This is a genomic window from Bacteroides togonis, from assembly GCF_900130135.1.
GTDB classification, from domain to species: Bacteria; Bacteroidota; Bacteroidia; order Bacteroidales; family Bacteroidaceae; genus Bacteroides; species Bacteroides pullorum.
The window spans coordinates 525,494-551,554 of sequence record NZ_LT670820.1 but is presented as its reverse complement, the minus strand read 5'-3'; the positions used below and the strand labels follow the sequence as shown (position 1 = coordinate 551,554).

Below are 26,061 nucleotides of genomic sequence, written 5' to 3'. Positions count from 1 at the left end.
GAGAATATATAGCATGAAAAAAATATGGGTTTTAACTATTATATTAATGGCATCGGTAACATTGTTTGGTCAAGATGCCGTCCTCAATGATTCTGTCAGCTCAGATTCTTTGACGAAGTCAGATGCTTCTGCTTTTTCTGCAGCTAAACAGATTGTAAATGCAACTAAAGCTGAAGGAGACAGTGCATACATTAAGAATGACTTTGCGTCTGCCATACAAATTTATGAGAGCTTGTTGCAACAAGGAGAAGCACCGGAAATATATTATAATTTAGGTAACTGCTATTATAAAACGGATGATATTGCACGTGCCATCCTCAATTATGAACGTGCTTTATTATTAAGTCCAGGAAATGCCGATATACGTGCCAATTTGGAAATAGCTCGTTCTAAAGCTATTGATAAAGTTACACCTGTGCCTGAAATCTTTTTTATAACATGGATAAAGTCATTAGTCAATTCTCAGAGTTCTGATGCATGGGCAAGAACGGGTATTGTTTCTTTCTTACTATTGTTAGTATCCCTTGCTATCTTTTTCTTTACCCAACATATTAAGTGGAAAAAAATAGGATTTTCTGCTGCAATATTATTTTTAATAGTAACTGTTCTTTCCAATCTATTCGCATCACAGCAAAAAAGTTATTTGACCAATCGTAATGATGCTATTATTTTATCACCAAGCGTGACAGTACGTAGCACTCCAAGTGAGAGCGGTACCAGCCTCTTTGTTCTACATGAAGGGCGTAAGGTAGAGATTAAAGATAATAGTATGCGTGAATGGAAAGAAATACGTTTAGAAGATGGTAAAGTAGGGTGGGTGCCTTCCTCTTCGATAGAAGTAATTTGAGAATCTAAAGATAATCTTTTTCGAAAGTCCGAATCACATATAACAGATGGTTCGGACTTTCTTTTTCCATATTAACCTTTGTTCCTGACAAAAAGATAAAAAAGGAGGCAAAAAAGTTTGTTTTATCTTTTTTTTTCCTTAAGTTTATAGCGTGATAATTAAAAAATAGAGTATTAACCATTAAGTTTATGAATATGAGAACAATAACTTTCAACGAATTACGTAAGATCAAAGACTCTTTACCCACAGGAAGCATGCATAGAATTGCCGATGAATTAGGCTTAAGTGTAGATACAGTTAGGAATTTCTTCGGTGGACATAATTTCAAAGAAGGTAAAAGTGTAGGTATACATTTAGAACCGGGTCCTGATGGTGGATTGGTAATGATTGATGATACCACGGTGCTTGATAGGGCATTAGAAATCTTAGATGAAATAGCAAACGAACATAAGCAAGTCTCTGAAGAATAAAAAGTCTGTAGGAAATCCCAATTGTTGCATCATGAAGAAAGACAATTGGGATTTTTCTTTTAGACGAATTTGTATATATATCTTTATTTCATTATTTAGACTTTTGACTATCATGGAAGACAAATTAGTAACCTTAGCCATATTAACATATGCGAAGGCTCAAATTTTGAAAAACGTGCTTGAGAATGAGGGAATTGAGACGTGTATTCATAATATAAACCAGATACAACCGGTGGTTTCATCGGGAGTAAGAGTTCGTATTAAAGAAAGTGATTTGCCTCGTGCACTGAAAATAACAGAAAGTTCCGCATGGTTGTCCGAAGAAGTTGTAGAAGGTAAGTCACCTCATATTGACAAGTCAACAAATAAAATCCTAATTCCTGTCGATTTCTCTAATTATTCATTGAAAGCCTGCGAATTCGGCTTCCATTTTGCACAGAATGCTGGTGCAGAAGTATTGTTATTACATGTTTATTTTACTCCAATTTATGCTACTTCTTTACCATATAGCGACATTTTCAATCTTCATGGTGATGAGGAAAATACTCGGAATATACTTCAAAAAGCCCATAATGAAGTCACTGTATTCTCAGATAAAATAAAGGAAAAAATTAATTCGGGGTATTTGCCTGATATTAAATATTCATGCATACTGAGAGAAGGTATTCCTGAGGAAGAAATTATTCGATATGCAAAGGAAATTCATCCCCGTATGATTATCATGGGTACACGTGGTAAGGATCAAAAAGATATTGACTTAATAGGAAGTGTAACAGCTGAAGTAATAGAAAGAGCACATACTACAGTTTTAGCTATACCAGAAAGAACACTTATCGAGCAGTTATCAGAGGTTAAGCGTATTGCTTTCATTACGAATTTTGATCAAAGAGACTTAATTGCTTTTGATTCACTTATCCATAATAGTCTGAAGGATTTTAAATTTGCTGTGTCTTTAATTCACTTAGCAGAAGTCAAGGATACATGGAATGAAATAAAACTTGGAGGTATTAAGGAATATTTCCAGAAACAATATCCGAATTTAGAAATATATTATGATGTTGTCCAAGATGATAATTTCCTAATTAATTTAGATCATTATATAAAAAGTAAACATATTGATATAATAACGTTGACTTCTTACAAAAGAAATATCTTTTCCAGATTATTTAATCCAAGTATTGCCAGGAAAATGATTTTTCATTCTGATACGCCGCTTATGGTTGTATACAGCAAACCGAATTAATCAAAATAAAGCGTTCTCGTTTGAGATATAATCATGATTATGTTTAATATAAAATAAAGGAATGCTCATTATAAGGTGATTACATACTCATATTAGCCTTAATTACTCTTTTCCGAAAGATCTGAGATAAGAGAATTCTAAAAAAGAAATAGCCCTAAACTGAATTTTGTTTAGGGCTATTCTATTATATAAATTAATTGCTGTTACAAATCAAAGCAAATTTTAGAAATTACCAAGCTTCTCGATTTCTTCAAATTCAGCACCCATTTGCAGATTGTAATAAACTCTGTAAAGACCGTTCAGCCACAGTTCTTTTCTTTCGGGTTGTAATTGTCTTGCTTTCTCGTAGCAAGGTTTTGCTTTTTCATAGAAGACTTTTAATGCTTCTTGATCTTCTCTATACTTCGGATCGTTTACGTCAGTTGTAGACTTCTCAGAAAAGTCTTGAGCTTGCAGACAGTAAACCAAACCTAAGTTAGAATATGCTTCTGCATAATTAGGATCAATTTCTGTGGTCTTCTGATAGAATTCAATGGCTTTCTCCAAAGCTGCAGCAGCTTCAGCATCTTTCTTCTGTTCTTTTAAAGTATTATACTGATTGTGATACAGATAACCCTTTACGTACAGATAGAATGTGTTATTCGGATCCTTAGCCAGCATATCATCAGCAAACTTCATAGCTTCATCATATTTGTTGTTATTGCTGTAGTAATCAATCAGATTACCAAAGAAGAACTGATGGTCAGGATATTTCTGCACACCTTCTTGCAGTGAAGCTACCCATTTGTCTGTTTCACCTTGAGCTTTCAATGCTGAAGAGATAAATTCCATGGCATACTTACCAACTTCTTTATCTTCTTTTGCGTACGGAGCATATTTCAATACGCTGGGATAATCTTCCAAACGAGTGGCTACCATAGCTGCGTAATATGCGATCTGCGGCAGCAAAGTGTCAGCCTTAACTGCCTCGTTTTCAGCAAACATAGGATTGCCGGCGATATCTACATATGTACCGAAGAAACTTAATGCTTTTTTTCCGTCTTCTTTGTTTTCATTTCCCAGATACATGTTGTAGTACTGAATACCACCGTTAATCAGATTACCACGTTCTGCCAAGATAGCACTTGAATTGGCTTTTCTGTACTTGTTCTTGATCTTACCCTTTTCATTGGGAATCTGTGCCAATTCATCACACTTGAAATAGTACTGGCACATGTTCAATGCGCTGTTGTACACCTGAAGTGTGTCATACGGCTTTCTCAGGTAAGCATTTTCCATTTCCTTTTCGCTTCTTCTCTTCTGGATGAAACCAGCTACATTCCAAGTTTCAGCCTGATCCTTTGTTTCAGGATTGGTTAAAGCTTGATTGATCAGTTCTTCTGCTTTGGCAAAATCAGGTTGTACTGCACTTGCCATCTTTTTAGCTTCTTTTACTGACTTCTCTTGGGCAAAGGTAAAGCCTGCAACAAACAGCAAAGCAGCTGTAAATAATACTTTTTTCATGATTGTAGAAAAGTTTAAATTAGAACTATGTTGTCTATTCTTATTCATTATTAGTTTCATTTTCAGCGTTTTCAACGTTGTTTTCATTCTCTGGCAGGTTATCGTCCTGTGGTTCATCTTCCTCTGTTTCTGAAGTTACCTTACAAACGGAGCCAATTTCATCATTTCGTTTCTCCAGATTGATAAGACGTACTCCCTGCGTAGCACGGCCCATGATACGTACGTCGGCTACTTTCAGACGAATGGTGATACCTGACTTGTTGATGATCATCAGGTCGTTCTCATCCGTCACAGACTTGATTGCCACAAGCTTACCTGTTTTCTCAGTGATACTGATGGTTTTCACACCCTTGCCACCACGGTTGGTCTTGCGGTAGTCCTCGATGTCCGAACGTTTGCCGTATCCCTGCTCAGAAACGACCATAATGGTTTCTGCCTCAGGGTCTTTGATGCAGATCATGCCGACAACTTCGTCCTGTCCGTCTTCGTCGAGGGTCATGCCGCGTACACCTGTTGCGGTACGGCCCATGACACGTACGGCACTTTCGTGGAAGCGGATGGCGCGTCCGTTGCGGTTGGCGATGATGATTTCATTGTCACCATTGGTCATGCGAACTTCGATGACGCGGTCGTCTTCGCGGATGGTGATGGCGTTCACACCGTTTTGGCGTGGACGAGAATACTGTTCGAGCAAAGTCTTCTTGATGACACCGTTCTTGGTACAGAACAGCACGTAGTGGCTGTTGATGAATTCCTGATCGTTCAGGTTCTTCACGCGCAGGTAGGCGTTAACAGCATCGTCGGAGTCGATGTTCAACAGATTCTGGATGGCTCGTCCCTTCGAGTTTTTCGAACCTTCGGGTATTTCGTACACTTTCAGCCAGTAGCACTTGCCCTTTTGGGTGAAGAACATCATGGTGTTGTGCATCGTGGCCGGATAGATATGCTCTACGAAGTCCTCATCGCGGGTTTCGGAACCTTTGGAGCCTACCCCACCACGGTTCTGTGCACGGAATTCGCTCAGCGGCGTACGCTTGATGTAGCCCATGTGCGAAATGGTGATAATCATCTCGTCGTCGGCGTAGAAGTCTTCGGGGTTGAATTCCTCGGAAGAATACACAATTTCGGAGCGGCGCTCGTCGCCGTATTTTTCTTTCACCTCGATGAGTTCGTCCTTGATGACCTTGCGGCAAAGCTCGTCGTTCACCAGGATTTCCTCCAAGTAGGCAATCTGTTTCTTGATTTCCTCGTATTCGGCGTGCAGTTGGTCTTGCATCAGGCCGGTGAGTTGGCGCAGACGCATCTCGACGATGGCACGGCTCTGTATCTCAGTCAGTTGGAAACGCTCCATCAGGCCCGTGATGGCATCAGCGGGCGTCTTGGCGGCACGGATGATGCGGATTACTTCGTCGATATTGTCCGAAGCGATGATCAAACCTTCCAGAATGTGAGCACGCTCCTTAGCCTTGCGCAGGTCGAACTGCGTGCGGCGGATAACAACGTCGTGACGATGCTCTACGAAGTATTTGATGAGCTCTTTCAGGTTCAGCAGGCGCGGACGTCCGTGTACCAGTGCCACGTTGTTCACGCCAAACGACGTCTGGAGCATAGTCATCTTGTAGAGCTTGTTCAGCACTACGCTGGCGTTGGCATCGCGCTTCACGTCGATGACGATGCGCATACCTTCGCGGTCGGATTCGTCGTTGGCGTTTGTGATGCCTTCGATTTTCTTCTCGTTGGCCAGGTCGGCGATACTCTTGATGAGCTCAGCCTTGTTTACGCCATAAGGTATTTCGGTAACGACAATCTTGTCATGCGTCTGCCCAGTTTCAATCTCGGCCTTGGCACGCATCACTACGCGACCACGGCCCGTCAGATAGGCTTCGCGTACACCGCTCATACCATAGATGTAACCTCCTGTGGGGAAGTCAGGAGCCTTGACGTAGTTCATCAGCTCCTCAATTTCGATATCGTTGTTGTCAATGTAGGCTACACAAGCATCGATCACCTCCGAGAGGTTATGTGTAGGCATATTGGTGGCCATACCGACGGCGATACCTGAAGCACCGTTTACCAGCAGGTTCGGGATGCGTGTAGGCATCACGGTGGGCTCCTGGAGGGAGTCGTCGAAGTTGTTCTGCATGTCGACGGTTTCCTTGTCGAGGTCCTGCATCATGTCTTCACCAATCTTCTGCAGGCGGCATTCCGTGTAACGCATGGCCGCTGCATTGTCGCCGTCTACCGAGCCGTAGTTACCTTGGCCGTCTACCAGCATGTAGCGCATGGCCCACGGTTGTGCCATACGTACCAATGCGCCGTAGACGGACGAGTCGCCGTGCGGGTGGTACTTACCCAACACTTCACCTACTACTCTGGCCGATTTCTTATAAGGTTTGTCCGACGTATTTCCCAGCCCCATCATGCCGAAAAGAATTCTTCGGTGAACAGGCTTAAAACCATCTCTAACATCCGGAAGGGCACGCGAAACAATGACCGACATGGAGTAGTCAATGTACGATGACTTCATTTCCTCCTCGATGTTAATCTTTATAATTCTGTCTTGTTCAAGCATTTAAAAAGATTATTAATTATACATTGCATGGTTCGTGAAAAACCACGCTAAAGTACTGCTTTTTTACGACATACGAAAACATTTCGGAAAGAAAGTTTCAAGGAGCGATGTGTCCGGGGATGGCTAGGCACGGTCTAAGGAATAGCACAAGAAAGCCCGCCTAAGGCAGAACCTCGGCAGGCCTTATATAATTAGAGGTGTGCTCACCAGAGTAATATCACCGCCATCAAGGCGAAGTTCACAACCAAGATAATCACTGCCTCCAACTTCCGCCCTTCCAACCAAACCTTATAGACTCTTCGGCCAATATATGCTGAAAAAGCCAACAGCAGTATGGCTACAATAATCCACAATGCCTCTGTAGATAATTTTTCTATGCCAGGTATGATACTTTCCGAAGCGTCCATTGTACACAGACGCACAACTACAACCAAAAAAAACGTCAAATAGATTAAAAGAATTTTCCAGTTGTAATGAATAATAGATGCTTTTCGTTCCATAATTTATTTATGAGTTTTTTACACAATCATCATATTCAGCCCAAATTTCTCTTCTTTCAATTTCTGTAACAGCTGTAATTACTGCTATGGAAATAGCTGTTCCAATACCTCCTGTAAGTGGACCAGCCAAGCATGCTCCGGTAAATTCAATTGCGTATTTGTTAGCAAGCGAGTTCAATTTTCTATCTCTTACAGATGCACAATCTTCACTTCCCTTTGTTGTTATTTCTTCAATATTGGGGAATAAGAATTTATTCAATTCCTGATAAGCTTTATTTCGTACACTCTCCGTTTTTATTTCTATTGACAAATTAGAATTTAAATGTAAAATTTGTTGTATGTCAGCATACATCTCTTCTTTTTTCGATTCGCTCGCATTTAAATAGTTAAGACATTCTTGGTGCAAGACTTGCAATTCTGATATAGAAAGTGTTCCTATATAGAGGCGCATTTCCTCTATTTCTTTCATAAACTTTTCTATTTGAACATTTTCATTTTCAGTGTTGTTAGTTGGATGATTATCTTCATAACATGCAAAGATAAACAATAATGAAATGATTCCGAGTAAAGTAATTCTTTTCATAAGCCTTTTATTGAATTAGTTTTAAAAGTGTGTCATTGTAAATATAGTACTTTTTTATGAATAAACAATCTTCCTCAATTGTTTTTCTGTTTCCGGCTTGCTTATTTAACTTATTTAAGGTAAGTTCTATAAATTCGATATTTTGCTTGGATGCTTCTCCTTCAAAGTTCAATTTTGTGGAGTGAGCCCCTCATTGGAGGTTCCGGTTATTGCATAGATGGTTTATCCGCTCATTTGACATGCTTTTTTGTCGGCAAGGCACAATCATCCCTTGCAAGAAAGGAGTAGTGACTGGTATTTGTTGATTTGAATGTATCTGAAGATGTTGTATACCAAGCAAGTGAGCGCGAAGTTTGCAGCCGCCTTCACGATACCGATGGATCTCACGAATGAACCGTGCATGGCTCCCTCGATAAAGCCGAAGACATGTTCCACAAGACATCTCCTCCTTGACTTTTTTCGGTAGCGTTTCTTCTGCTTCCTTGTCAAGGGGTGGTTGCGGCGTCCCTTCTCGCAGATGACAGGGCGCATTCCACAGGCCTTGACCTCCTCTTCCTTGCCTGCGTAGCCGGCATCAAGATACAGGCGCTGCCCTTTATCCTTCTCCGTGATGAGTGGTTTGATGACGTTCGAATCATGCACGCTGGCGTCGGTCGTGTGATGGCTTTCGACAAGTTTTGTCTTCCTGTCGACCTTGGCATGGCCCTTGTAACCGTAGTGGTCTTCGTTGCGCTTCTTCGTCCAGCGGGCGTCTATGTCCTTGTGGCTTTTCTTATGAAGGTTGTCATTCCAGAGCGAATCGCCATTGCCCTCTTTGATGGCGGCATTTTCCACGCGGGTGTTGCGTTGCCTGGGTGCCTCCACGAATGTGGCATCTATAATCTTGCCCTCATTGAAACTGAGGCCCTTGGCATCCAACATCCTGCGGAAATCATCGAACAAGCTGTCAAAGACACCCGCCTTGGCCAGCTTGTCCTTGCATGCCCAAACTGTCTTCTCGTCCGGAACCTCATGCACCGTGCGAATGCCTAGGAACTTGCGGAAGCTGGTGCGGTCGATAATTTGGTATTCTATCTGGTGGTCGCCCAAACCATAATAACGTTGAAGGAATATGACCTTAAACATGAGGACCACATCTATCGGCTTGCGACCGGCCGGGGATTTGCGTTGCTCGCAAAGGAGGGCTTTCTCCAAGCTCGGACGGAACAACTCGAAATCAACAAGGGCTGACACCTGTTCCAGTGGGTTGCCCATTGCGGAAAGAGCCTCAAGGGATAGCTCTTCCTCGAAAAGGCTCTCCTGCATGGGCTGGCGGTATATATTGTTTTTCTTCATGAATCAAACTGATTAATATGCGGTAAATGTACAACTTTTTATGCAAACAGGCAACTTGTAGACTGATTCTCAAATCATTAATTTATAGAACATCCCTTAAATGTTTTACTTTGACTTAACCTTTTTGAACTACTTGCCTTTTCACTTTGACAATCTGACATTTTGCTTTCTTAATGTGCTGAGAATCGCTTCTTTCGCCCCGAGGTAAAGGTTGATGGCAAATTTTAAAGCGTAAAGCAGCTTATTGTCTCGCTCTCAGCTTGATAGCGAAATCTTTACATTACAACGAGAGAAATAATAGGGTAAAAACAAGGCTTTCTACCCCTCTATCCCCTACTTTTCGAAGCCAAAGTAAGACTTTAGCGGGCTAAAGTAGATGTTTATGGATGAAAAATACGGTGTTTTTTCGCATGAAAAGCAATGTTTTCATCGTGAAAAAGCGATGTTTTCCTTCAGAAAAAGCAATATAATGCCTCGCGACATGCCCCTTTTTGCTTGCCAAGCAGCATTTTACAGGCTTTTTTCTTTCTATTTCGTGTCGATAGAAAAACGGACGAGTCAGCATGCTGCCTTTTTCTGTTTCGAAAAGTATATATTTTGCAAAAATGAGTGACACTTTGTTATGTAGGCAAATGAAGAAAAGACAGCTTTGCTCTTTTTGGCACAGGATTTGCTGATTATTACTTGAAACATCGTGGCAAAGCCGCTAAAAATGCGTATCTTTGCCCCGGATTATAACCCAAACAAAAGGAGTAAATCAATGAACAGTCAATTTTCACAAAGAGTTTCGGACGTACTGACCTATAGCAAGGAAGAGGCCAATCGGCTGGGTTGCAGCCTTATAGCCCCTGAACATCTGCTGCTTGGCATTTTGCGCGATGGCGGTGGAAAAGCTATGGAAGTGCTCATGAAACTTGATGCGGACGTAAATCGAATCAAAAGAAACCTGGAGGAGAGCATAGAGTCGGAAGGTGATTTCTTGCCTGAGGCAGAAGTACCCCTCTCGCTTACTGCTACCCGAATCCTTAAAATATGCATGCTCGAAGCCCGCTTGCTGAAGAGCGAACTGGCCGACACGGAGCATTTGCTGCTGGCTATCCTGAAAGATGGCAACAGTGTGGCATCTACAGTGCTGGTAGACAATGGTATTACCTATCAGGATGTGTACGACGTTCTTACGATGAAATCGGCCAATCCGAATGCAGGCATGGGCTTTACCGAAGACGATGACGAAGAAGAGGAAGTCGGCCCTTCGCGCTCCGGGCAGGAAAGCGGGCGTGGCAATATGGGCAGTTCGTCTGCCTCGGCACAGACGGCTACGCGCCGCCCTGCCAACGACACGCCCGTACTCGATAACTTCGGTACCGACATCACTCGTGCCGCTGCCGAGGGCAAGCTGGATCCTGTTGTAGGCCGTGAACGCGAGATTGAGCGTCTGGCACAAATTCTGAGCCGTCGCAAGAAAAACAATCCTGTGCTGATAGGCGAACCTGGCGTGGGCAAGTCGGCCATCGTCGAAGGATTGGCCCTGCGCATCACGCAGCGCAAGGTGTCGCGCATACTCTTCGACAAGCGCGTCATCATGCTCGACATGTCGTCCGTCGTGGCAGGCACCAAGTACCGCGGCCAGTTCGAAGAGCGCATCCGCTCCATTATCAACGAGTTGCAGAAGAACCCCAATGTCATCCTTTTCATCGACGAGATACATACCATCGTCGGTGCAGGAGCCGCCGCAGGCACCATGGATGCCGCCAACATGCTGAAGCCCGCCCTGGCGCGTGGTGAGATACAGTGCATCGGCGCCACTACACTGGACGAGTATCGCAAGAGCATCGAAAAAGACGGTGCGCTGGAGCGTCGTTTCCAAAAGGTTATTGTGGAGCCCACTACTGCTGAAGAGACGTTGCAGATATTGAAGAACATCAAGGAAAAATACGAAGACCACCACAACGTGCGCTACACCGATGCTGCCCTCGAGGCGTGTGTCAAGTTGTCAGCCCGTTATATCAACGACCGCAATTTCCCTGACAAGGCCATCGATGCCCTCGACGAAGCCGGCTCGCGTGTGCACCTGACCAACATCAGCGCCCCCAAGGAAATCGAAGAGCAGGAACGCCTGATAGAGAACGCCCGCCTGCAAAAGACCGAAGCTGTGAAGGCGCAGAATTTTGAATTGGCTGCCGGCTACCGCGACCGCGAGAAAGAGCTCACGACGCAACTGGAGCAGATGAAAGCCGACTGGGAGGCGCAGCTCAAGGAGCAGCGTCAGACGGTGGACGAGGAAGAAATAGCCTCTGTGGTGTCCATGATGTCGGGTGTGCCCGTACAGCGTATGGCACAGGCCGAAGGACTGAAGCTGGCCGGCATGAAGGAAGAACTCCAGCAAAAGGTCATTGCTCAGGACGTAGCCATCGAGAAGTTGGTGAAGGCTATTGTACGCAGCCGTGTGGGGCTGAAAGACCCCAACCGTCCTATCGGCACGTTCATGTTCCTGGGGCCGACAGGTGTGGGTAAAACGCATCTGGCCAAGCAGTTAGCGCGCTATATGTTCGGTTCGGACGATGCACTGATACGTATCGATATGAGCGAATATATGGAGAAATATACCGTGTCGCGCATGATAGGTGCCGCTCCCGGCTACGTGGGCTACGAGGAAGGCGGACAGCTCACTGAGAAGGTGCGCCGCAAACCCTACTCCATTGTCCTGCTGGACGAGATCGAAAAGGCTCATCCCGACGTCTTCAACATCCTCTTGCAGGTACTCGACGAAGGTCGTTTGACCGACAACGTGGGGCGCACCATCGACTTCAAGAATACGGTCATCATCATGACCTCCAACATCGGTACACGCCAACTCAAGGAGTTTGGCCGTGGTGTAGGCTTTGCCGCTCAGAACCGTACGGACGACAAAGAGTACTCACGTGGCGTCATCCAGAAAGCGTTGAACAAGACTTTCTCGCCCGAGTTCCTGAACCGTTTGGACGAAATCATTACCTTCGACCAGTTGTCGCTCGACGCCATTACGCGCATCGTCGACATCGAGTTGAAGGGGCTGTATGAGCGTCTTGAAGGCATTGGCTACCATCTTCAGGTGGACGATGCGGCCAAGAAATTCCTTGCTACGAAGGGCTACGACGTACAGTTTGGTGCCCGTCCGCTGAAGCGTGCCATCCAGAACTACCTGGAAGACGGCCTGTCCGAACTCATCGTTTCGGGCGGCGTACAGCCGGGCGATACCGTCAGCGTGACCCACGAAGACGGAAAGGACGAGCTGACGATGCAGAAACTTTGACCGTAAAACGGCCATCATACAGACAAAATGTCAGTCCCCGACGGACTGGCATTTTTTTTGTATCCCTACCGTCAGAGAAAAAATAAGTAAAACCTATAATATACTGTTTGAATTATGCAAAAAGGTAACATTGGGGTAACGACCGAAAACATCTTCCCCGTCATTAAAAAGTTTTTGTACAGTGACCACGAAATATTCCTGCGCGAACTGGTGTCCAACGCCGTTGATGCTACGCAGAAACTGAAGACTCTTGCCTCCATTGGTGAGTACAAAGGCGAGTTGGGCGACCTGACGGTCCGTGTCAGCCTGGGCAAGGACACCATTACCGTGTCCGACCGCGGTATTGGTCTGACCGCCGAAGAAATCGACAAATACATCAATCAGATAGCTTTCTCTGGCGCCAACGACTTCCTCGAGAAGTACAAGAACGACGCGAACGCCATCATCGGCCACTTCGGTCTGGGCTTCTACTCGGCCTTCATGGTGGCCAAGAAGGTGGAAATCATCACCAAGTCGTGCAAGGAAGGCGCACAGGCCGTGAAATGGACTTGCGACGGCAGTCCGGAGTTTACTATCGAGGATTGCGACAAGGCCGACCGCGGTACCGATATTGTCCTCTACATCGACGATGATTGCAAGGAGTTCCTCGAAGAAGCCCGCATCTCTACGCTGCTGAAGAAGTACTGCAGCTTCCTGCCCGTGCCCGTAGCTTTCGGCAAGAAGAAGGAATGGAAAGACGGCAAACAGGTAGAAACCGCTGAAGACAACGTCATCAACGAAACGACTCCGCTTTGGACACGCAAGCCCAGCGAACTGAAGGACGAAGACTACAAAGCCTTCTATCGTGACCTCTATCCCATGTCCGACGAGCCTTTGTTCTGGATTCACCTGAACGTGGACTATCCGTTCCACCTCACTGGCGTGCTCTACTTCCCCAAAGTGAAGAGCAACATCGAGCTGAACAAGAACAAGATACAGCTTTACTGCAACCAGGTATACGTTACGGATTCTGTAGAAGGCATCGTGCCCGACTTCCTGACGTTGCTCCACGGCGTGCTTGATTCACCCGACATCCCGTTGAACGTATCGCGTTCGTACCTGCAAAGCGATTCCAACGTCAAGAAGATTTCGACGTACATCACCAAGAAGGTGTCCGACCGTCTGCAGTCCATCTTCAAGAACGACCGCAAACAGTTCGAAGAGAAGTGGAACGACCTGAAAATCTTCATCAACTACGGTATGCTGACGCAAGAAGATTTCTACGACCGTGCTAAGGATTTTGCCCTCTTCACCGACACCGACGGCAAGCAATATACCTTCGACGAGTACAAGACGCTCATCAAGGACAACCAGACCGATAAGGACAATACCCTGATCTATCTGTATGCCAACAACAAGGACGAGCAGTACAGCTACATCGAGGCTGCTAAGAATAAGGGCTACAATGTGTTGCTGATGGACGGCCAGCTGGATATTGCCGTTGTAAGCATGCTCGAGCAGAAGTTCGACAAAGTTCGCTTCACCCGTGTGGACAGCGATATCATCGACAACCTCATCGTGAAGGAAGACAAGAAGAACGAGGTGCTCGAAGCAGCCAAACAGGAAGCTCTTTCGGCCATGTTCAAGAGCCAGCTGCCCAAGATGGACAAGACGGAATTCTACGTCGTGGCACAGGCCATGGGCGAAGGCGCCGCTCCGGTCATGATCACGCAGAGCGAATACATGCGCCGTATGAAGGAAATGGCCAATATTCAGGCCGGTATGAGCTTCTATGGCGACATGCCCGATATGTTCAATCTCGTACTCAATGCCGACCATCCGTTGGTTAAGGAGGTCTTGGCTGGTGAAGAACAGGCCTGCGCAGCCGACATCGTGCCCATTCAGCTCTCTATGGACGATACCAACAACCGTCGCAATGCGCTGAAGAAGAGCCACGAAGGCAAAAAGGACGAGGAAATCCCCACAGCCGAGAAGGACGAGCTCAGCGAACTGGACAAGAAATGGAACGAACTGAAGACGAAGAAGGAAGCCGTCCTGGCCGGTTATGCCGCCCAGAATCCGGTTGTCCGCCAGCTCATCGATCTGGCTCTGTTGCAAAACGGTATGCTGAAAGGCGAAGCACTCAATAACTTCGTAAAACGAAGCATCGAGCTGATTAAATAAAGCCCCTTCAACACTTTCTATACTCTCCAAAAGAGGATGTATCTTCATGGTACATCCTCTTTTTTTGCCCTTTTCATCGAAAAAATCTTTTTTTCTTCGCTAAATTGAATACAGTTCAAAACAAATTCGTATATTTGAAAAAAATCATTCGGTATTATGGGAACGTTAGGCTGTATCAATGACATGATTCAACGGGATAAGGAAAACCGTGAATTGCGGAAATTGGGAAGAGAACGTCGTAAAGATCGTCTCGACCGAATGTATTGCGGAAAGAAATTGCATTTGTCGGAAGGAATCACAGCCGATGATATGAAACAGGCTCAGGAACAGATTGCCGACAAACAAGAACAGGACTTGAAACAAGAAGTCACTTTTGCCTATCTGGTGATGGGGATCTGTACTCTTTTGACAATCTGCGTAATACTCTTTCTGTTGAATTGAAGCATGATTATTTACAGAATATGAAAAAACTATATACCTTCCTCTTGTGTTGCTGTTGTCTGCTTTCCGCTTTGAACGCGCAGAAGGTAGGACTTGTATTGAGCGGTGGCGGTGCCAAGGGTATGACCCACATTGGTATTATCCGTGCATTGGAAGAGAACAATATCCCCATTGATTATATTGCAGGGACATCTATGGGTGCCATCATTGGATCGCTCTATGCCATGGGCTATTCACCCGACGATATGGAAGCCCTGCTTCGTTCACCAGATTTCAAAAGATGGTATTCCGGGCAGGTTGAGTCGCAATACGGATATTATTTCAAGCAGAGCAGACCGACACCAGAGTTTGCCAATATCCGTTTTTCTTTTGGCGATTCCATTCATATTCGTCCCCAAATCCTTCCGACCAACATTGTGAGCCCTATTCAGATGAATCTTGTATTTGTGGAGCTGTTTGCACAGGCTACGGCTGCTTGTCGGGGGAATTTCGATAAAATGTTTGTTCCTTTCCGCTGTGTAGCTTCCGATGTATACAACAAGCGCCCTTTGGTCATGCGTCAAGGTGATTTAGGAGATGCAGTGCGAGCCTCAATGAGTTTTCCTTTCGTATTTAAACCCATTGAGATAGACAGCGTATTGGCTTATGATGGTGGCATTTATAATAACTTCCCTACGGATGTAATGATGAAGGATTTCCATCCCGATGTCATTATCGGCAGCGTAGTTGCCGCCAATCCGGGAAAACCTCAGGAAGGCAATCTCATGAGCCAGCTTGAGAACATGATTATGCAGAAAACGGATTATTCCATTCCCGATTCGTTGGGTATTGTAATGACTTTCAAATATAACGACGTCAATCTGCTGGATTTTGACCGTCTGCAGGAACTTCACGATATTGGATACAACAGGACCATCAGTCTGATGGACTCCATCAAAATGCGGATATCCCGTCGCGAAAGTGCTGAAAACGTCCGACTGAGGCGCATGACCTATCGTAACACTTTGCCTCAACTGCGTTTTCGTGATATCTATATTGAAGGAGCCAACGAACACCAGCAGTCGTATATCAGAAAGGAATTTCATAGCGACAACCATCAGATCTTCACTTATGAAGATTTAAAAAGGGGATATTTTCGACTGTTGGCAGACAATATGATTTCGGAGATTATCCCTCACGCAGTTTATGATCCTGAGTCCGATTTATACGAACTCCATCTTCAAGTCAAGATGGAGAAAGATTTCTTTGTCCGCATAGGTGGAAGCGTGTCTACCACCAGTTCCAATCAGATTTATCTGGGCATTGGATATCAAAACTTAAACTATTATTCCAAAGAAATCATGCTTGATGGGCAGCTTGGGAAAATTTACAATAACGTTCAACTGATGGGAAGGCTGGATTTGCCTACCCGTATTCCGATCTCTCTTCGTTTGTTGGGATCTATCAGCACATTTGATTATTACAAGAAAGACAAGCTTTTCTCCAAAAACGACCGCCCTTCTTTCAATTCGAAGGATGAACGGTTTGTGAAACTCATGTGCGCGTTACCCTTTTTGGCCAACAAACGTGCGGAGTTCGGATTTGGATACGGCGTATTGACAGACAATTATTATCAATCTACCACTATTGACTTCACCAAAGACCGTGCAGACAAAAGTACCCACAAACTGTTGGGGGGAAGTATTGGCTTTTATGGCAGCACGACCGATTCCCGTCAGTATGCCACACGAGGGTATCATGAAAGTCTTATAGCCCAGGTGTTTACCGGGCACGAATGGTTCAACCCCGGTACACCTTCTGAAGACGGAAGCTCGAAGGCTGTCGAAAAAAAGCATCAGGCCTGGTTGCAAATCTCGTATATGAAGGACGCCTATCATCGGCTGAGTCCTCTGTTTACGTTAGGCTGGATGACGGAATTATTGTATTCATCGAGAAATTTCTCAGAAAACTACACTGCCACCATGATGCAGGCCGGAGAATTTGCACCGACTCCTCACAGTCAGATTATGTATAACGAGGCTTTTCGGGCCAATCAGTTTATAGCTGCTGGTATAAAGCCTATTTTCGTATTCAATGACATGTTCCATCTTCGCACCGAGTTCTATGGGTTTGCACCTATTTTCCCGATAAAAAGGAACGAAAATAATCACGCTTATTATGGAAAAGCCTTTTCTGAATTCCAATATATGGGAGAAATTTCTTTAGTCTGCAAATTGTCGTTCGGGGCTGTCTCTGCGTATGTAAATCACTATAGTTCACCTAAAGGCGAGTGGAATGTTGGATTGACTTTGGGTTGGCAATTGTTTAACTATCGATTTATCGAATGATTTTTTGCGAAAAAAAACGGTGAAAAGTTTGCAGAAACAGAAAATGTCCGTATCTTTGCACCCGTAAAAAAAATAAGGCCGCGTAGCTCAACTGAATAGAGTAGCTGACTACGGATCAGCCGGTTACAGGTTTGAATCCTGTCGCGGTCACTACTTTTTTACAGGACATAAATGAATGGCCGCGTAGCTCAACTGAATAGAGTAGCTGACTACGGATCAGCCGGTTACAGGTTTGAATCCTGTCGCGGTCACTACTTTCTATAGAAAATAAAAAATGGTCGCGTAGCTCAACTGAATAGAGTAGCTGACTACGGATCAGCCGGTTACAGGTTTGAATCCTGTCGCGATCACAAAGCCCTGCAAGATTGTTCTTGTGGGGATTTTTGTTTAATATGCCCTTCTATTTTCCTGATTTGGGTTCTTGTTCTGCCATGAAGCACTTTCTGATGGTTCCATGAAGTGCTTTGTAAGCATGTCATACAGTGCTTTGTTACATCCTCATAGAGCACTGTGTTATACTCTCATGAAGTACTGTGTTGCAGCCTATAAAAAGAGTGTGTTACATCAGGAACAACCCGCCCTTTGTTCCTGATGTGACACACTCTCTGATTAGTATATCTCTTCTCTGATAAAGTTTTAGCACTTAATGTTCAGCTCGCTCAGAATCTTGCGCATAGCCTCAAACGTGGTGATACGTGTAGGAACCAGCGGTAGGCGAAGCTTGTTCTCCACCATACCCATGGCGTTAAGCATGGCTTTCACGCCGGCAGGATTACCGTCCACGAAGAGCAGCTTGAACAGTTCGGCAAACTTGTGGTGAATGGTCAGTGCATTGGCGTAGTCGCCCTGTAGGGCCAGGCGCACCATGCGGCTGAACTCGCGTGGGAAGGCATTACCAATGACTGAGATGACACCCACGGCACCCAGTGTGATGAGGGGGAAGGTGATGCCGTCGTCACCCGAAATAACATCGAAGTTAGCCGGCTTGTTCTTAATGATATCGTCCATTTGTGTGATGTTGCCCGAAGCCTCTTTGATAGCGATCACGTTCTCGAAATCGCGGGCAATGCGCAAGGTAGTTTCAGCTGTCATGTTCACGCCTGTACGACCCGGCACGTTGTAGAGTACGATGGGTAGCTCTGTGGCTTCGGCAATGGCTTTGTAGTGCTGGTAGATGCCCTCTTGCGAAGGTTTGTTATAGTAAGGCACTACGGAGAGGATGGCGTCTACACCGGTGAAATCGTCATGTTTCAGTGTGTCGACGATGGCACGTGTGTTGTTGCCGCCCACGCCCAGCAAAATGGGAACACGTCCGTTGACGCGCTCTATCACCATTCGCTTGATTTTCTTTTTTTCCTCTTCTGTCAGTGTCGGGGTTTCGGCTGTAGTTCCCAGCACGCACAGGAAATCTGCGTTGTTCTGTATCAGGTAGTCCACGATGCGCATCAGGGCATCGTAGTCTACACTTTCATCTTCTTTAAACGGGGTGATCAATGCAACCCCCATTCCCTTCAATCTAGTTTTTATCATGGGTCTTATGAGATAATCTGTGGTTTAGCAGTTCGCAAATGTACTATTTTTTTCGTTTTGCGCTACAAATATCCGAGATAAAAAACGTTTTTATGTGATTTTGTCAGGAAAGCAAGTCCAGGAACTCGTTTTCGGACATAATGCGGATACCCAGTTTCTGTGCTTTCTCCAGCTTGGCGGGGCCCATGTTGGCACCGGCCAGGATGAAGCTCGTTTTGGACGAGATGCTTCCTACGTTCTTTCCACCGTTGCGCTCGATCATTTCCTTGTATTCGTCACGTGAATGGTGTTCGAACACACCACTGATGACGATGGACTGACCTGCCAGTTTGTCGGTATATCCACTCAGGTCTTCTTCGCTTCGGCTGAACTGCAGGCCGGCTTCCTTCAGTCGTTCCACCAGGTTGCGGTTCAGCGGGTTGCCGAAGTAGCTGACGATGCTTTGGGCTATTTTTTCGCCGATTTCATCGACACTCATCAACGTTTCGAGGCTGGCCTGCTCCACTTCGTCGATGCTCTTGAAGGAACGGGCAATCTTCTTGGCCACCGTTTCGCCTACGAAGCGGATGCCCAGGGCGAAGAGAACACGCTCGAAAGGGACGCTACGGCTCGCAGCGATGCCGTTAACGATATTTTCAGCCGATTTCTGCCCCATTCGGTCCAGATCCTTAATATCGTCCACCGTGAGGCGGTAAAGGTCAGCAGCGTCCTTTATAAGCTTCAGACGATAGAACATGTCCACGGTCTCGGGTCCCAGTCCGTCGATGTTCATGGCCCGGCGGCTGATGAAGTGCTCTATTTTGCCCTTGATCTGCGGCGGGCAGGCCGTTTCGTTGGGACAGTAGTGGGCCGCTTCGCCTTCGAACCGCACCAGCGGCGTGCCGCACTCGGGGCAGCGGGTGATGAACTTCACTTTCTCGCCCAGCAGTATGCCGCGGGCATCGGTGTCCACACCCGTTATCTTGGGGATGATTTCACCGCCTTTCTCCACATAGACCATGTCGCCGATGTGCAAGTCGAGGCCTTCGATGATGTCGGAATTGTGGAGTGAGGCACGTTTTACGACGGTTCCCGACAGCTGCACGGGGTCCAGATTGGCCACTGGCGTGATGGCACCCGTACGGCCCACTTGGTAGCTCACCTTGTTGAGCCGTGTCAGCGCGCGTTCGGCCTGGAACTTGTAGGCGATGGCCCAGCGGGGCGACTTGGCCGTGTAGCCCAGGTTCTTCTGCTGGCGCAGGCTGTTCACCTTCAGCACGATGCCGTCGGTGGCCACGGGCAGGTTCTTGCGTTCCGTGTCCCAATAGTTGATGTAGTCGAACACTTCCTGCAGGGTGCGGGCCTTCTTCATGTGCTCCGATATCTTGAAGCCCCACTGCGCCGCCTTCTGCAGGCATTCGTAGTGGCCGTCGGCGGGCAGGTCTTCGCCCAACAGGTAGTAGAGGTAGGCGTCGAGCTTGCGCGCGGCCACTACGGAGGAGTTCTGCGATTTCAGTGTGCCCGAAGCGGCGTTGCGCGGATTGGCAAAGAGCGGTTCCTCGCGAGCTTCGCGTTCGCGGTTCAGGGCTTCGAACGACTCCCACGGCATCAGAATCTCGCCGCGTATCTCGAATGTAGAGGGATAGTCGCCGTGCAGCACGAGAGGGATGGTACGGATAGTTTTTACATTGTCCGTCACGTCGTCACCTTTCTCGCCGTCACCGCGGGTCACGGCGCGCACCAGCTTGCCGTCTTCGTAGGTCAGGGAGATGGACGTGCCGTCGTACTTCAGCTCGCAACAGATTTCGAAGTCCTCGTTCAGGGCCTTCTTCACCCGTTCGTAGAAGTCGGTCACCTCACTTTCGGAGTAGGTGTTGCCCAACGAGAGCATGGGATATTTATGGGCTACCTGCGTGAAGTTCTTGTTCAGGTCGCTGCCTACACGCATGGTGGGCGAATTCTCGTCCGCATATTCGGGGTGCTCCTTCTCCAAGTCCTGTAGTTCGCGCATCAGGTCGTCAAACTCCTTGTCCGTGATTTCGGGAGCGTTCATGACGTAGTAGTTGTAGTTGTGGCGGTGCAGCTCGGCACGCAGCCAGTCTATTCGTTCTTTGGGTGTCATAGTTCGTCTTACAGATAGTTTGCATGCAAAAATACGGGTTTCTCCGTGAAAATCCGTGTAATCCGTGCCAAAATACTATCTTTGCAGAAAAATTGCAAGAAACGTTATGCGCATAGACATTATTACCGTTCTTCCGGAGATGATTGAAGGCTTCTTCAACTGCTCCATCATGAAACGGGCACAGAACAAGGGCCTGGCCGAGATACATATCCACAACCTGCGCGACTACACCCAGGACAAGTACCGCCGCGTGGACGATTACCCCTTCGGCGGCTTTGCCGGTATGGTGATGAAGATTGAGCCCATCGAACGCTGCATCAACAGCCTGAAGGCTGAACGCGAGTACGATGAAGTGATTTTCACCACGCCCGACGGCGAGCAGTTCAACCAGCCCATGGCCAACACCCTGTCGCTGGCGCAGAACCTCATCATCCTGTGCGGCCACTTCAAGGGCATCGACTACCGCATCCGCGAGCATCTCATCACGAAAGAGGTGAGCATCGGCGACTATGTGCTGACGGGTGGCGAACTGGCAGCTGCCGTGATGGCCGACGCCATCGTGCGCATCATTCCCGGTGTGATTTCCGATGAGCAGTCGGCTCTGTCGGACTCGTTTCAGGATAATCTGCTGGCCGCTCCTGTCTATACCCGTCCGGCCGATTATAACGGCTGGAAAGTTCCGGATATTTTACTTTCAGGTCACGAGGCGAAGATTAAGGAATGGGAGTTGCAGCAGTCCATCGAACGGACCCGCCGATTGCGTCCCGACTTGTTGGGAGAATAAAACAGACGTGTAAATATAAAAGAAAAGGACATCAGTCAGCTGATGTCCTTTTTTATTCTCTTCAGTTGCGAAGAGGGTATCTTTGTCAGACGTTATACCTCAAGCGCACCGATAATGTCCGTTACAGACTTAAATCCGTGTCGGTTCAGGTAGTCGTCGATACCCTCGGCCACCTTGACTGTAACCGTCGGATCGATGAAGTTGGCCGTACCGATTTGGATGGCTGAAGCCCCTGCCAGCAGGAATTCCACCGCATCTCGCCAGTTCATGATGCCTCCCAGACCGATGACGGGTATTTTTACCGCCTTAGCCACCTGCCATACCATACGCAGGGCAATGGGCTTCACAGCTGCCCCAGACATACCTCCGGTCACTGTGGAGAGCAACGGACGACGTTTTTCGGCGTCGATAGCCATACCCAGCAGGGTGTTGATGAGCGAAACGCTGTCGGCACCACCATTTTCGGCCGCACGTGCTATTTCTGTAATGTCTGTCACGTTGGGCGACAGCTTCACGATGAGCGTTTTTTTATACACCTGGCGTACTGCCTTGACCACTTCTTCGGCCCCTTTGGCAGTCACGCCGAAGGCCATGCCGCCCTGCTTTACATTGGGGCAGGAAATGTTCAATTCGATGGCAGGAATTTTGTCAAGTTCGTTAATGATGGAGGCCGTTTCGGCGTAGTCTTCGATGGCCGATCCCGACACATTCACAATCATATTGGTCCGGATGTCCTTGATGCGGGGATAGATGTGTTCAACAAAGTAATGTACGCCCTTATTTTGCAGTCCCACAGCGTTTAACATGCCCGAAGGAGTCTCCGCCATACGCGGATACGGGTTGCCTTCACGTTTGTGAAGGGTGGTTCCCTTTACAATGATACCGCCTATTCGCTCCAAATCGATGAAATCGGCAAATTCTTCGCCGTATCCGAAAGTCCCGGAAGCGGTCATCACGGGATTTTTCATTTGTAATTCACCAATCTTTACACTTAAATCTGCCATAACAGTTTGTTTATATTAAATACGGGACCTTCTTTACATACACACAAGTGGCCTTCATCGGTGTTTTCCACGCAGCAGAGGCAGGCACCTACGCCACAGGCCATCTTATTTTCCAGAGACACTTCGCAGTCGATGCCCTTCGCTTTGGCATAGCGCGCCACGGCCATCATCATCGGCTTGGGACCGCACGTATAAATGTGTTCGAACTTCACCTGCTCCAGGATGGAATGCTGCGTCACAAAGCCCTTTTCGCCGTGACTACCGTCTTCGGTCGTCGTATACACCTCGCCATAGGCGGCAAACTGGTCGAGCTGCAACAGATCCTTGTCGCTGCGGGCGCCCAGCAGGAAGGTGGGCTTGCATCCCCGTTGCTTCAATTGTTCGCCCAGGTAGAGCATCGGAGCCGTACCCACGCCGCCACCTACCAAAAGCAGCTTGTCTGAAGGCTTTTCAGGCATGGTAAAGCCATTTCCCAAAGGAAGCACTACATTGATTACATCGCCGGCTTTCGCTTCGCCCAGGTGCTTTGTTCCGTCTCCTACGAGCTGGATCAGGAACCACACCTCGTTGCGTTGTCTGTCCACATAATTGATGGAAATGGGGCGGCGCAGGAATGTGGTGGGCGAGCCGTCCACACGGATTTCAGCGAACTGTCCCGGCAGCATCTCCGGCAGTTCCATCTGGGGGGACGTCAGCTTCAGCAGCACATAATGGGCATGCAGGCGGACGTTCTCCGTGACTGTCAAATCTAAGATATATTTTTTCATTACTATAAAAGAGAATGGATTTCAATCGTTGTGCAAAGATAGTGCAAACCGAGAGAAGTACAAAAGCTGAAAACAACGTTTTCAGGCTTTTTACTTCCGAGGTGTCGCCTGTCTTATCCTCTTTCACGCCGGCTTGAAAGTCTCGTACGTATTGTCGTCGAAGAAGATTCTTATTTCGGTGATTTTCCTGGGTGGTCTTTCTTTATAGATAATCTCTTGTTTTACAATCTCTTTAGGCGTGTTTAATGGCTTTGCTAATGCCATTTCCTTGCGATTTTCCGGTTCATCTGTCCCTTTGTCCGGATTTTCGGCATTCTCAGCGAATAGCGGATAGTCTGCGCCGATGTTTTCAGGGGTAGAAGCGGAAGCCTCGGCATCGTTACTCATGCTGCCTTGTCCCGTGAGCAACCACTCGAGGTTGATGTCACTATAACGCTGGTGAAGCCGGAGGATAACTTCCGTGCTGGGATATTTGTTACGGGGGCCCAGAATGTGAGAGATGGTAGCTTGTGCCACTCCAATACTTTCGGCAAAAGCTCCGGCCGTCAGCTTTTCCCGTTCCATGATCATTTTAAAGCGGTCTTTGATGCTCATACAGGTAGATATTACAATAGTATTCCCTTTTATTATTGGTTACAAAAGTAAATAATATAGTTTACAAAAGCAAATTTAAGAATGTAATTTAACGACTTTACAGAAATACTCCCTATATTTCATTTTCGATTATTACATTCGAAATATACCTGATGTAAGTAAAAATAATGCATATATTAAACTTTAGTAAAACCAAATATCTATCTGATAATCAGTGCGTAATGATGTATAGCTCTGTGATTTTTGGCTATGTTTACATAAGTAAATATCCTTTTGGGGTGTTTGTGGAAGCATATTTGCATCAAATCATAGTATTTTATTGGTATATAGTTAATTGACAGATTCTATATTTACGCTTAATCATTGGGAAAGTACGAATGTAATCCCCTACTTTACCACAATAAATATACATATATTTGTATATATAACAATAGTGAATATTATATGTGTAATATAATAGTTGCAGCTATTACATCGGTGAATATACCGATACATTACATATGAAAATCTTTCTTGTTGTATTTACAACTATTTTGTCCATTTCAGTAGCCTGATATACCATTTGGATATGACAGATTTGATGAAATGGAGGGTTATGTGAGCGGATTGGTGGTACATTATTATGGATAGCTGGATATTTTCTTCTTTCCTTTTTATTATTGTAATTTCCAGCCTTTTTTTCCGTATAAATGGACTAATTGGAGGAAATATCGCATTCTCAGAGGTTTTATTTTGATATAAACGTTTGTAATATAGCGCATTAACCCCTATTTTTACATTCGTCAATTGGGAGATTCTAGAGAAATGGCAGTCGAACATAGGTAAACAGGGGATTTTTTGCGTATAGGATGCGGCAATGGATGTGGATTGGAGCTGTAAATTAAGGCAACAAAAGAGGATGGTATCCGGATGTCTGTTCACAGCTCCGATACCATCCATATTTCTTTCTGGAAAAAAACAGATTGGATTACACTCCCATTAATGCAGAATTTTAAACACCAGTTCCCGCAGGATATCGCCATCGCTCATCGAACTGTTCTCCACGCCTTTCGACTGTGCATCGGCCGTGCGTATCTCGCCGATAATCTGCAAGGTCTTCACTCCGCTGTAGCGGCGCATGGCGGCCAGGTATTCGCGAGCCTGCCAAGGCGACTTCAAATCCAGAAACGCAGCGATGCCATGCTCCGATTTTTCGGGGGCATAATAGGCCATCATCAGGTTGGAGAAGAAACTGAAAAGTAAAGATAAAGTCATCTGTATGGGGTTTCCTTTCGGATTTTCCTCAAAGTATTTTACTATCCGATTGGCTTTCAGCACATCTTTTTCGACCAAAGCGGCCCGAAGTTCGAAGTTGTTATAGTCCTTGCTGATTCCGATGTTCCGTTCCACCTGTTCGGGTGTCACTCTTGTCAAACCTTTTGGCAGCGTAATGACCAACTTTTCCAGCTCGCCCGTCAGGCGGCTCAGGTCGGTACCCACGAATTCGGCTACCATCTGCGAGGCCTTCGGTTCGATGTCCACCCCCTTGCGTTTCAGATAGGAACTGATGAAGGCAGGCAGCTGGGCTTCGCGCACTTTCTTTGATTCAAAGACTACGCCTCCTGCCTTTTCTATCTCGCCTGCCAGCTTCTTGCGCCGGTCCAGCACGCCATGCTTGTGGCAGAGGACGAGGATGGTGGACAGCAGCGGCTTTTGCAGGTAGTAAGTCAGCTCCTCCATGCCCCGCACGGCCTGTGCCTCCCTGACGATGACGACCTGGTGTTCGGCCATCATCGGATAGCGCTTGGCCGCATTGATGATGGAGGCAATGTCCACATCGGCCCCGTACACCACCGTCTGGTTGAACTCCTTCTCCTCGTCGGTCAGCACGTTCGCTTCGATGTAGCCGGCTATCAGGTCTATGTAATAGTCCTCTTCTCCCATCAGATAATAGACAGGGCGGTACTGCTTGGCCCGGAGTTCCTTCAGGATGTCGTCGCACGTCAGTTCCTGCTTTGCCATAGTC

At 46.5% G+C, this 26,061-nt stretch carries 20 protein-coding genes and 3 tRNA genes; 12 read left to right on the top strand and 11 right to left on the bottom strand.

All coding sequences use genetic code 11. From position 1 onward, the window contains the following. The first annotated feature begins 13 nt into the window (after positions 1–13). From BQ8005_RS02475 to BQ8005_RS02465, 3 genes are all read left to right on the top strand, one after another. Positions 14–847 (top strand): tetratricopeptide repeat protein, encoded by an 834-nt coding sequence (locus BQ8005_RS02475; protein WP_075316928.1) that lies wholly within the window; start codon positions 14–16, stop codon positions 845–847. Positions 848–1,035: 188 nt separating this feature from the next. Then, a complete protein-coding gene (locus tag BQ8005_RS02470; protein WP_021846446.1) occupies positions 1,036–1,317 on the top strand; it encodes a hypothetical protein in 282 nt (93 codons plus the stop codon). 112 nt (positions 1,318–1,429) lie between these two features. Further along, a complete protein-coding gene (locus BQ8005_RS02465) occupies positions 1,430–2,560 on the top strand; it encodes a universal stress protein (protein WP_075316927.1) in 1,131 nt (376 codons plus the stop codon). Positions 2,561–2,782: 222 nt separating this feature from the next. Here the strand turns inward: BQ8005_RS02465 and BQ8005_RS02460 are convergent, their stop codons facing one another. The 5 genes from BQ8005_RS02460 to BQ8005_RS02440 all read right to left on the bottom strand — a co-directional run bounded on the left by BQ8005_RS02460 (position 2,783) and on the right by BQ8005_RS02440 (position 9,053). Further along, positions 2,783–4,063, bottom strand: a complete 1,281-nt coding sequence (locus tag BQ8005_RS02460) for a tetratricopeptide repeat protein (RefSeq protein ID WP_111936049.1) — start codon at positions 4,061–4,063, stop codon at positions 2,783–2,785. A gap of 40 nt (positions 4,064–4,103) precedes the next feature. Further along, positions 4,104–6,635, bottom strand: a complete 2,532-nt coding sequence (gene gyrA / locus BQ8005_RS02455; protein WP_075316925.1) for a DNA gyrase subunit A — start codon at positions 6,633–6,635, stop codon at positions 4,104–4,106. A 203-nt stretch (positions 6,636–6,838) separates the two neighbouring features. Beyond that, positions 6,839–7,135: a hypothetical protein gene (locus BQ8005_RS02450; RefSeq protein WP_075316924.1), complete on the bottom strand. Its 297-nt coding sequence runs from the start codon at positions 7,133–7,135 to the stop codon at positions 6,839–6,841. 7 nt (positions 7,136–7,142) lie between these two features. Then, a complete protein-coding gene (locus BQ8005_RS02445) occupies positions 7,143–7,718 on the bottom strand; it encodes a hypothetical protein (protein ID WP_075316923.1) in 576 nt (191 codons plus the stop codon). 264 nt (positions 7,719–7,982) lie between these two features. Beyond that, positions 7,983–9,053, bottom strand: coding sequence for an IS5 family transposase (locus tag BQ8005_RS02440; protein ID WP_075316922.1), 1,071 nt, complete (start codon positions 9,051–9,053; stop codon positions 7,983–7,985). A gap of 382 nt (positions 9,054–9,435) precedes the next feature. Here BQ8005_RS02440 and BQ8005_RS02435 point away from each other — a divergent pair, with 382 nt between their 5' ends. The 8 genes from BQ8005_RS02435 (at position 9,436) to BQ8005_RS02400 (ending at position 17,626) form a co-directional block, all read left to right on the top strand. Further along, positions 9,436–9,666: a hypothetical protein gene (locus BQ8005_RS02435; protein ID WP_159436190.1), complete on the top strand. Its 231-nt coding sequence runs from the start codon at positions 9,436–9,438 to the stop codon at positions 9,664–9,666. A 147-nt stretch (positions 9,667–9,813) separates the two neighbouring features. Beyond that, on the top strand, positions 9,814–12,345 hold the full coding sequence (locus tag BQ8005_RS02430) for an ATP-dependent Clp protease ATP-binding subunit (RefSeq protein WP_075316920.1): 2,532 nt from the start codon (positions 9,814–9,816) through the stop codon (positions 12,343–12,345). A gap of 114 nt (positions 12,346–12,459) precedes the next feature. Further along, the gene (htpG, locus tag BQ8005_RS02425) at positions 12,460–14,508 is read left to right on the top strand and encodes a molecular chaperone HtpG (RefSeq protein ID WP_075316919.1); all 2,049 of its coding nucleotides are present in this window, start codon (positions 12,460–12,462) and stop codon (positions 14,506–14,508) included. Positions 14,509–14,664: 156 nt separating this feature from the next. Continuing rightward, complete coding sequence (locus BQ8005_RS02420; RefSeq protein WP_021846454.1) at positions 14,665–14,949, top strand: hypothetical protein; 285 nt, start codon at positions 14,665–14,667, stop codon at positions 14,947–14,949. 20 nt (positions 14,950–14,969) lie between these two features. Continuing rightward, positions 14,970–17,276: a patatin-like phospholipase family protein gene (locus BQ8005_RS02415; RefSeq protein ID WP_075318855.1), complete on the top strand. Its 2,307-nt coding sequence runs from the start codon at positions 14,970–14,972 to the stop codon at positions 17,274–17,276. 76 nt (positions 17,277–17,352) lie between these two features. Continuing rightward, positions 17,353–17,426: transfer RNA gene (locus BQ8005_RS02410), tRNA-Arg, on the top strand. A 27-nt stretch (positions 17,427–17,453) separates the two neighbouring features. Then, positions 17,454–17,527: transfer RNA gene (locus tag BQ8005_RS02405), tRNA-Arg, on the top strand. A gap of 25 nt (positions 17,528–17,552) precedes the next feature. Next, positions 17,553–17,626 (top strand) — tRNA-Arg (locus tag BQ8005_RS02400). Positions 17,627–17,912: 286 nt separating this feature from the next. Here BQ8005_RS02400 and dapA read toward each other — a convergent pair. Next, the gene (dapA, locus tag BQ8005_RS02395; protein ID WP_075316918.1) at positions 17,913–18,806 is read right to left on the bottom strand and encodes a 4-hydroxy-tetrahydrodipicolinate synthase; all 894 of its coding nucleotides are present in this window, start codon (positions 18,804–18,806) and stop codon (positions 17,913–17,915) included. 103 nt (positions 18,807–18,909) lie between these two features. After that, on the bottom strand, positions 18,910–20,907 hold the full coding sequence (ligA, locus tag BQ8005_RS02390; protein ID WP_075316917.1) for an NAD-dependent DNA ligase LigA: 1,998 nt from the start codon (positions 20,905–20,907) through the stop codon (positions 18,910–18,912). Positions 20,908–21,013: 106 nt separating this feature from the next. Here ligA and trmD point away from each other — a divergent pair, with 106 nt between their 5' ends. Further along, a complete protein-coding gene (gene trmD / locus BQ8005_RS02385; protein WP_075316916.1) occupies positions 21,014–21,691 on the top strand; it encodes a tRNA (guanosine(37)-N1)-methyltransferase TrmD in 678 nt (225 codons plus the stop codon). 92 nt (positions 21,692–21,783) lie between these two features. Here trmD and BQ8005_RS02380 read toward each other — a convergent pair whose 3' ends face one another. The 4 genes from BQ8005_RS02380 to holA all read right to left on the bottom strand — a co-directional run bounded on the left by BQ8005_RS02380 (position 21,784) and on the right by holA (position 26,057). Beyond that, on the bottom strand, positions 21,784–22,695 hold the full coding sequence (locus BQ8005_RS02380) for a dihydroorotate dehydrogenase (RefSeq protein ID WP_075316915.1): 912 nt from the start codon (positions 22,693–22,695) through the stop codon (positions 21,784–21,786). Beyond that, positions 22,683–23,462, bottom strand: coding sequence for a dihydroorotate dehydrogenase electron transfer subunit (locus tag BQ8005_RS02375; RefSeq protein WP_075316914.1), 780 nt, complete (start codon positions 23,460–23,462; stop codon positions 22,683–22,685). Before BQ8005_RS02375 ends, BQ8005_RS02380 begins: the two co-directional genes overlap by 13 nt. A gap of 123 nt (positions 23,463–23,585) precedes the next feature. Next, a complete protein-coding gene (locus tag BQ8005_RS02370) occupies positions 23,586–24,056 on the bottom strand; it encodes a helix-turn-helix domain-containing protein (protein WP_021846461.1) in 471 nt (156 codons plus the stop codon). 978 nt (positions 24,057–25,034) lie between these two features. Further along, entirely contained in the window at positions 25,035–26,057 is a 1,023-nt protein-coding gene (gene holA, locus BQ8005_RS02360) for a DNA polymerase III subunit delta (protein WP_075316912.1), read from the bottom strand. Positions 26,058–26,061: the final 4 nt, after the last annotated feature.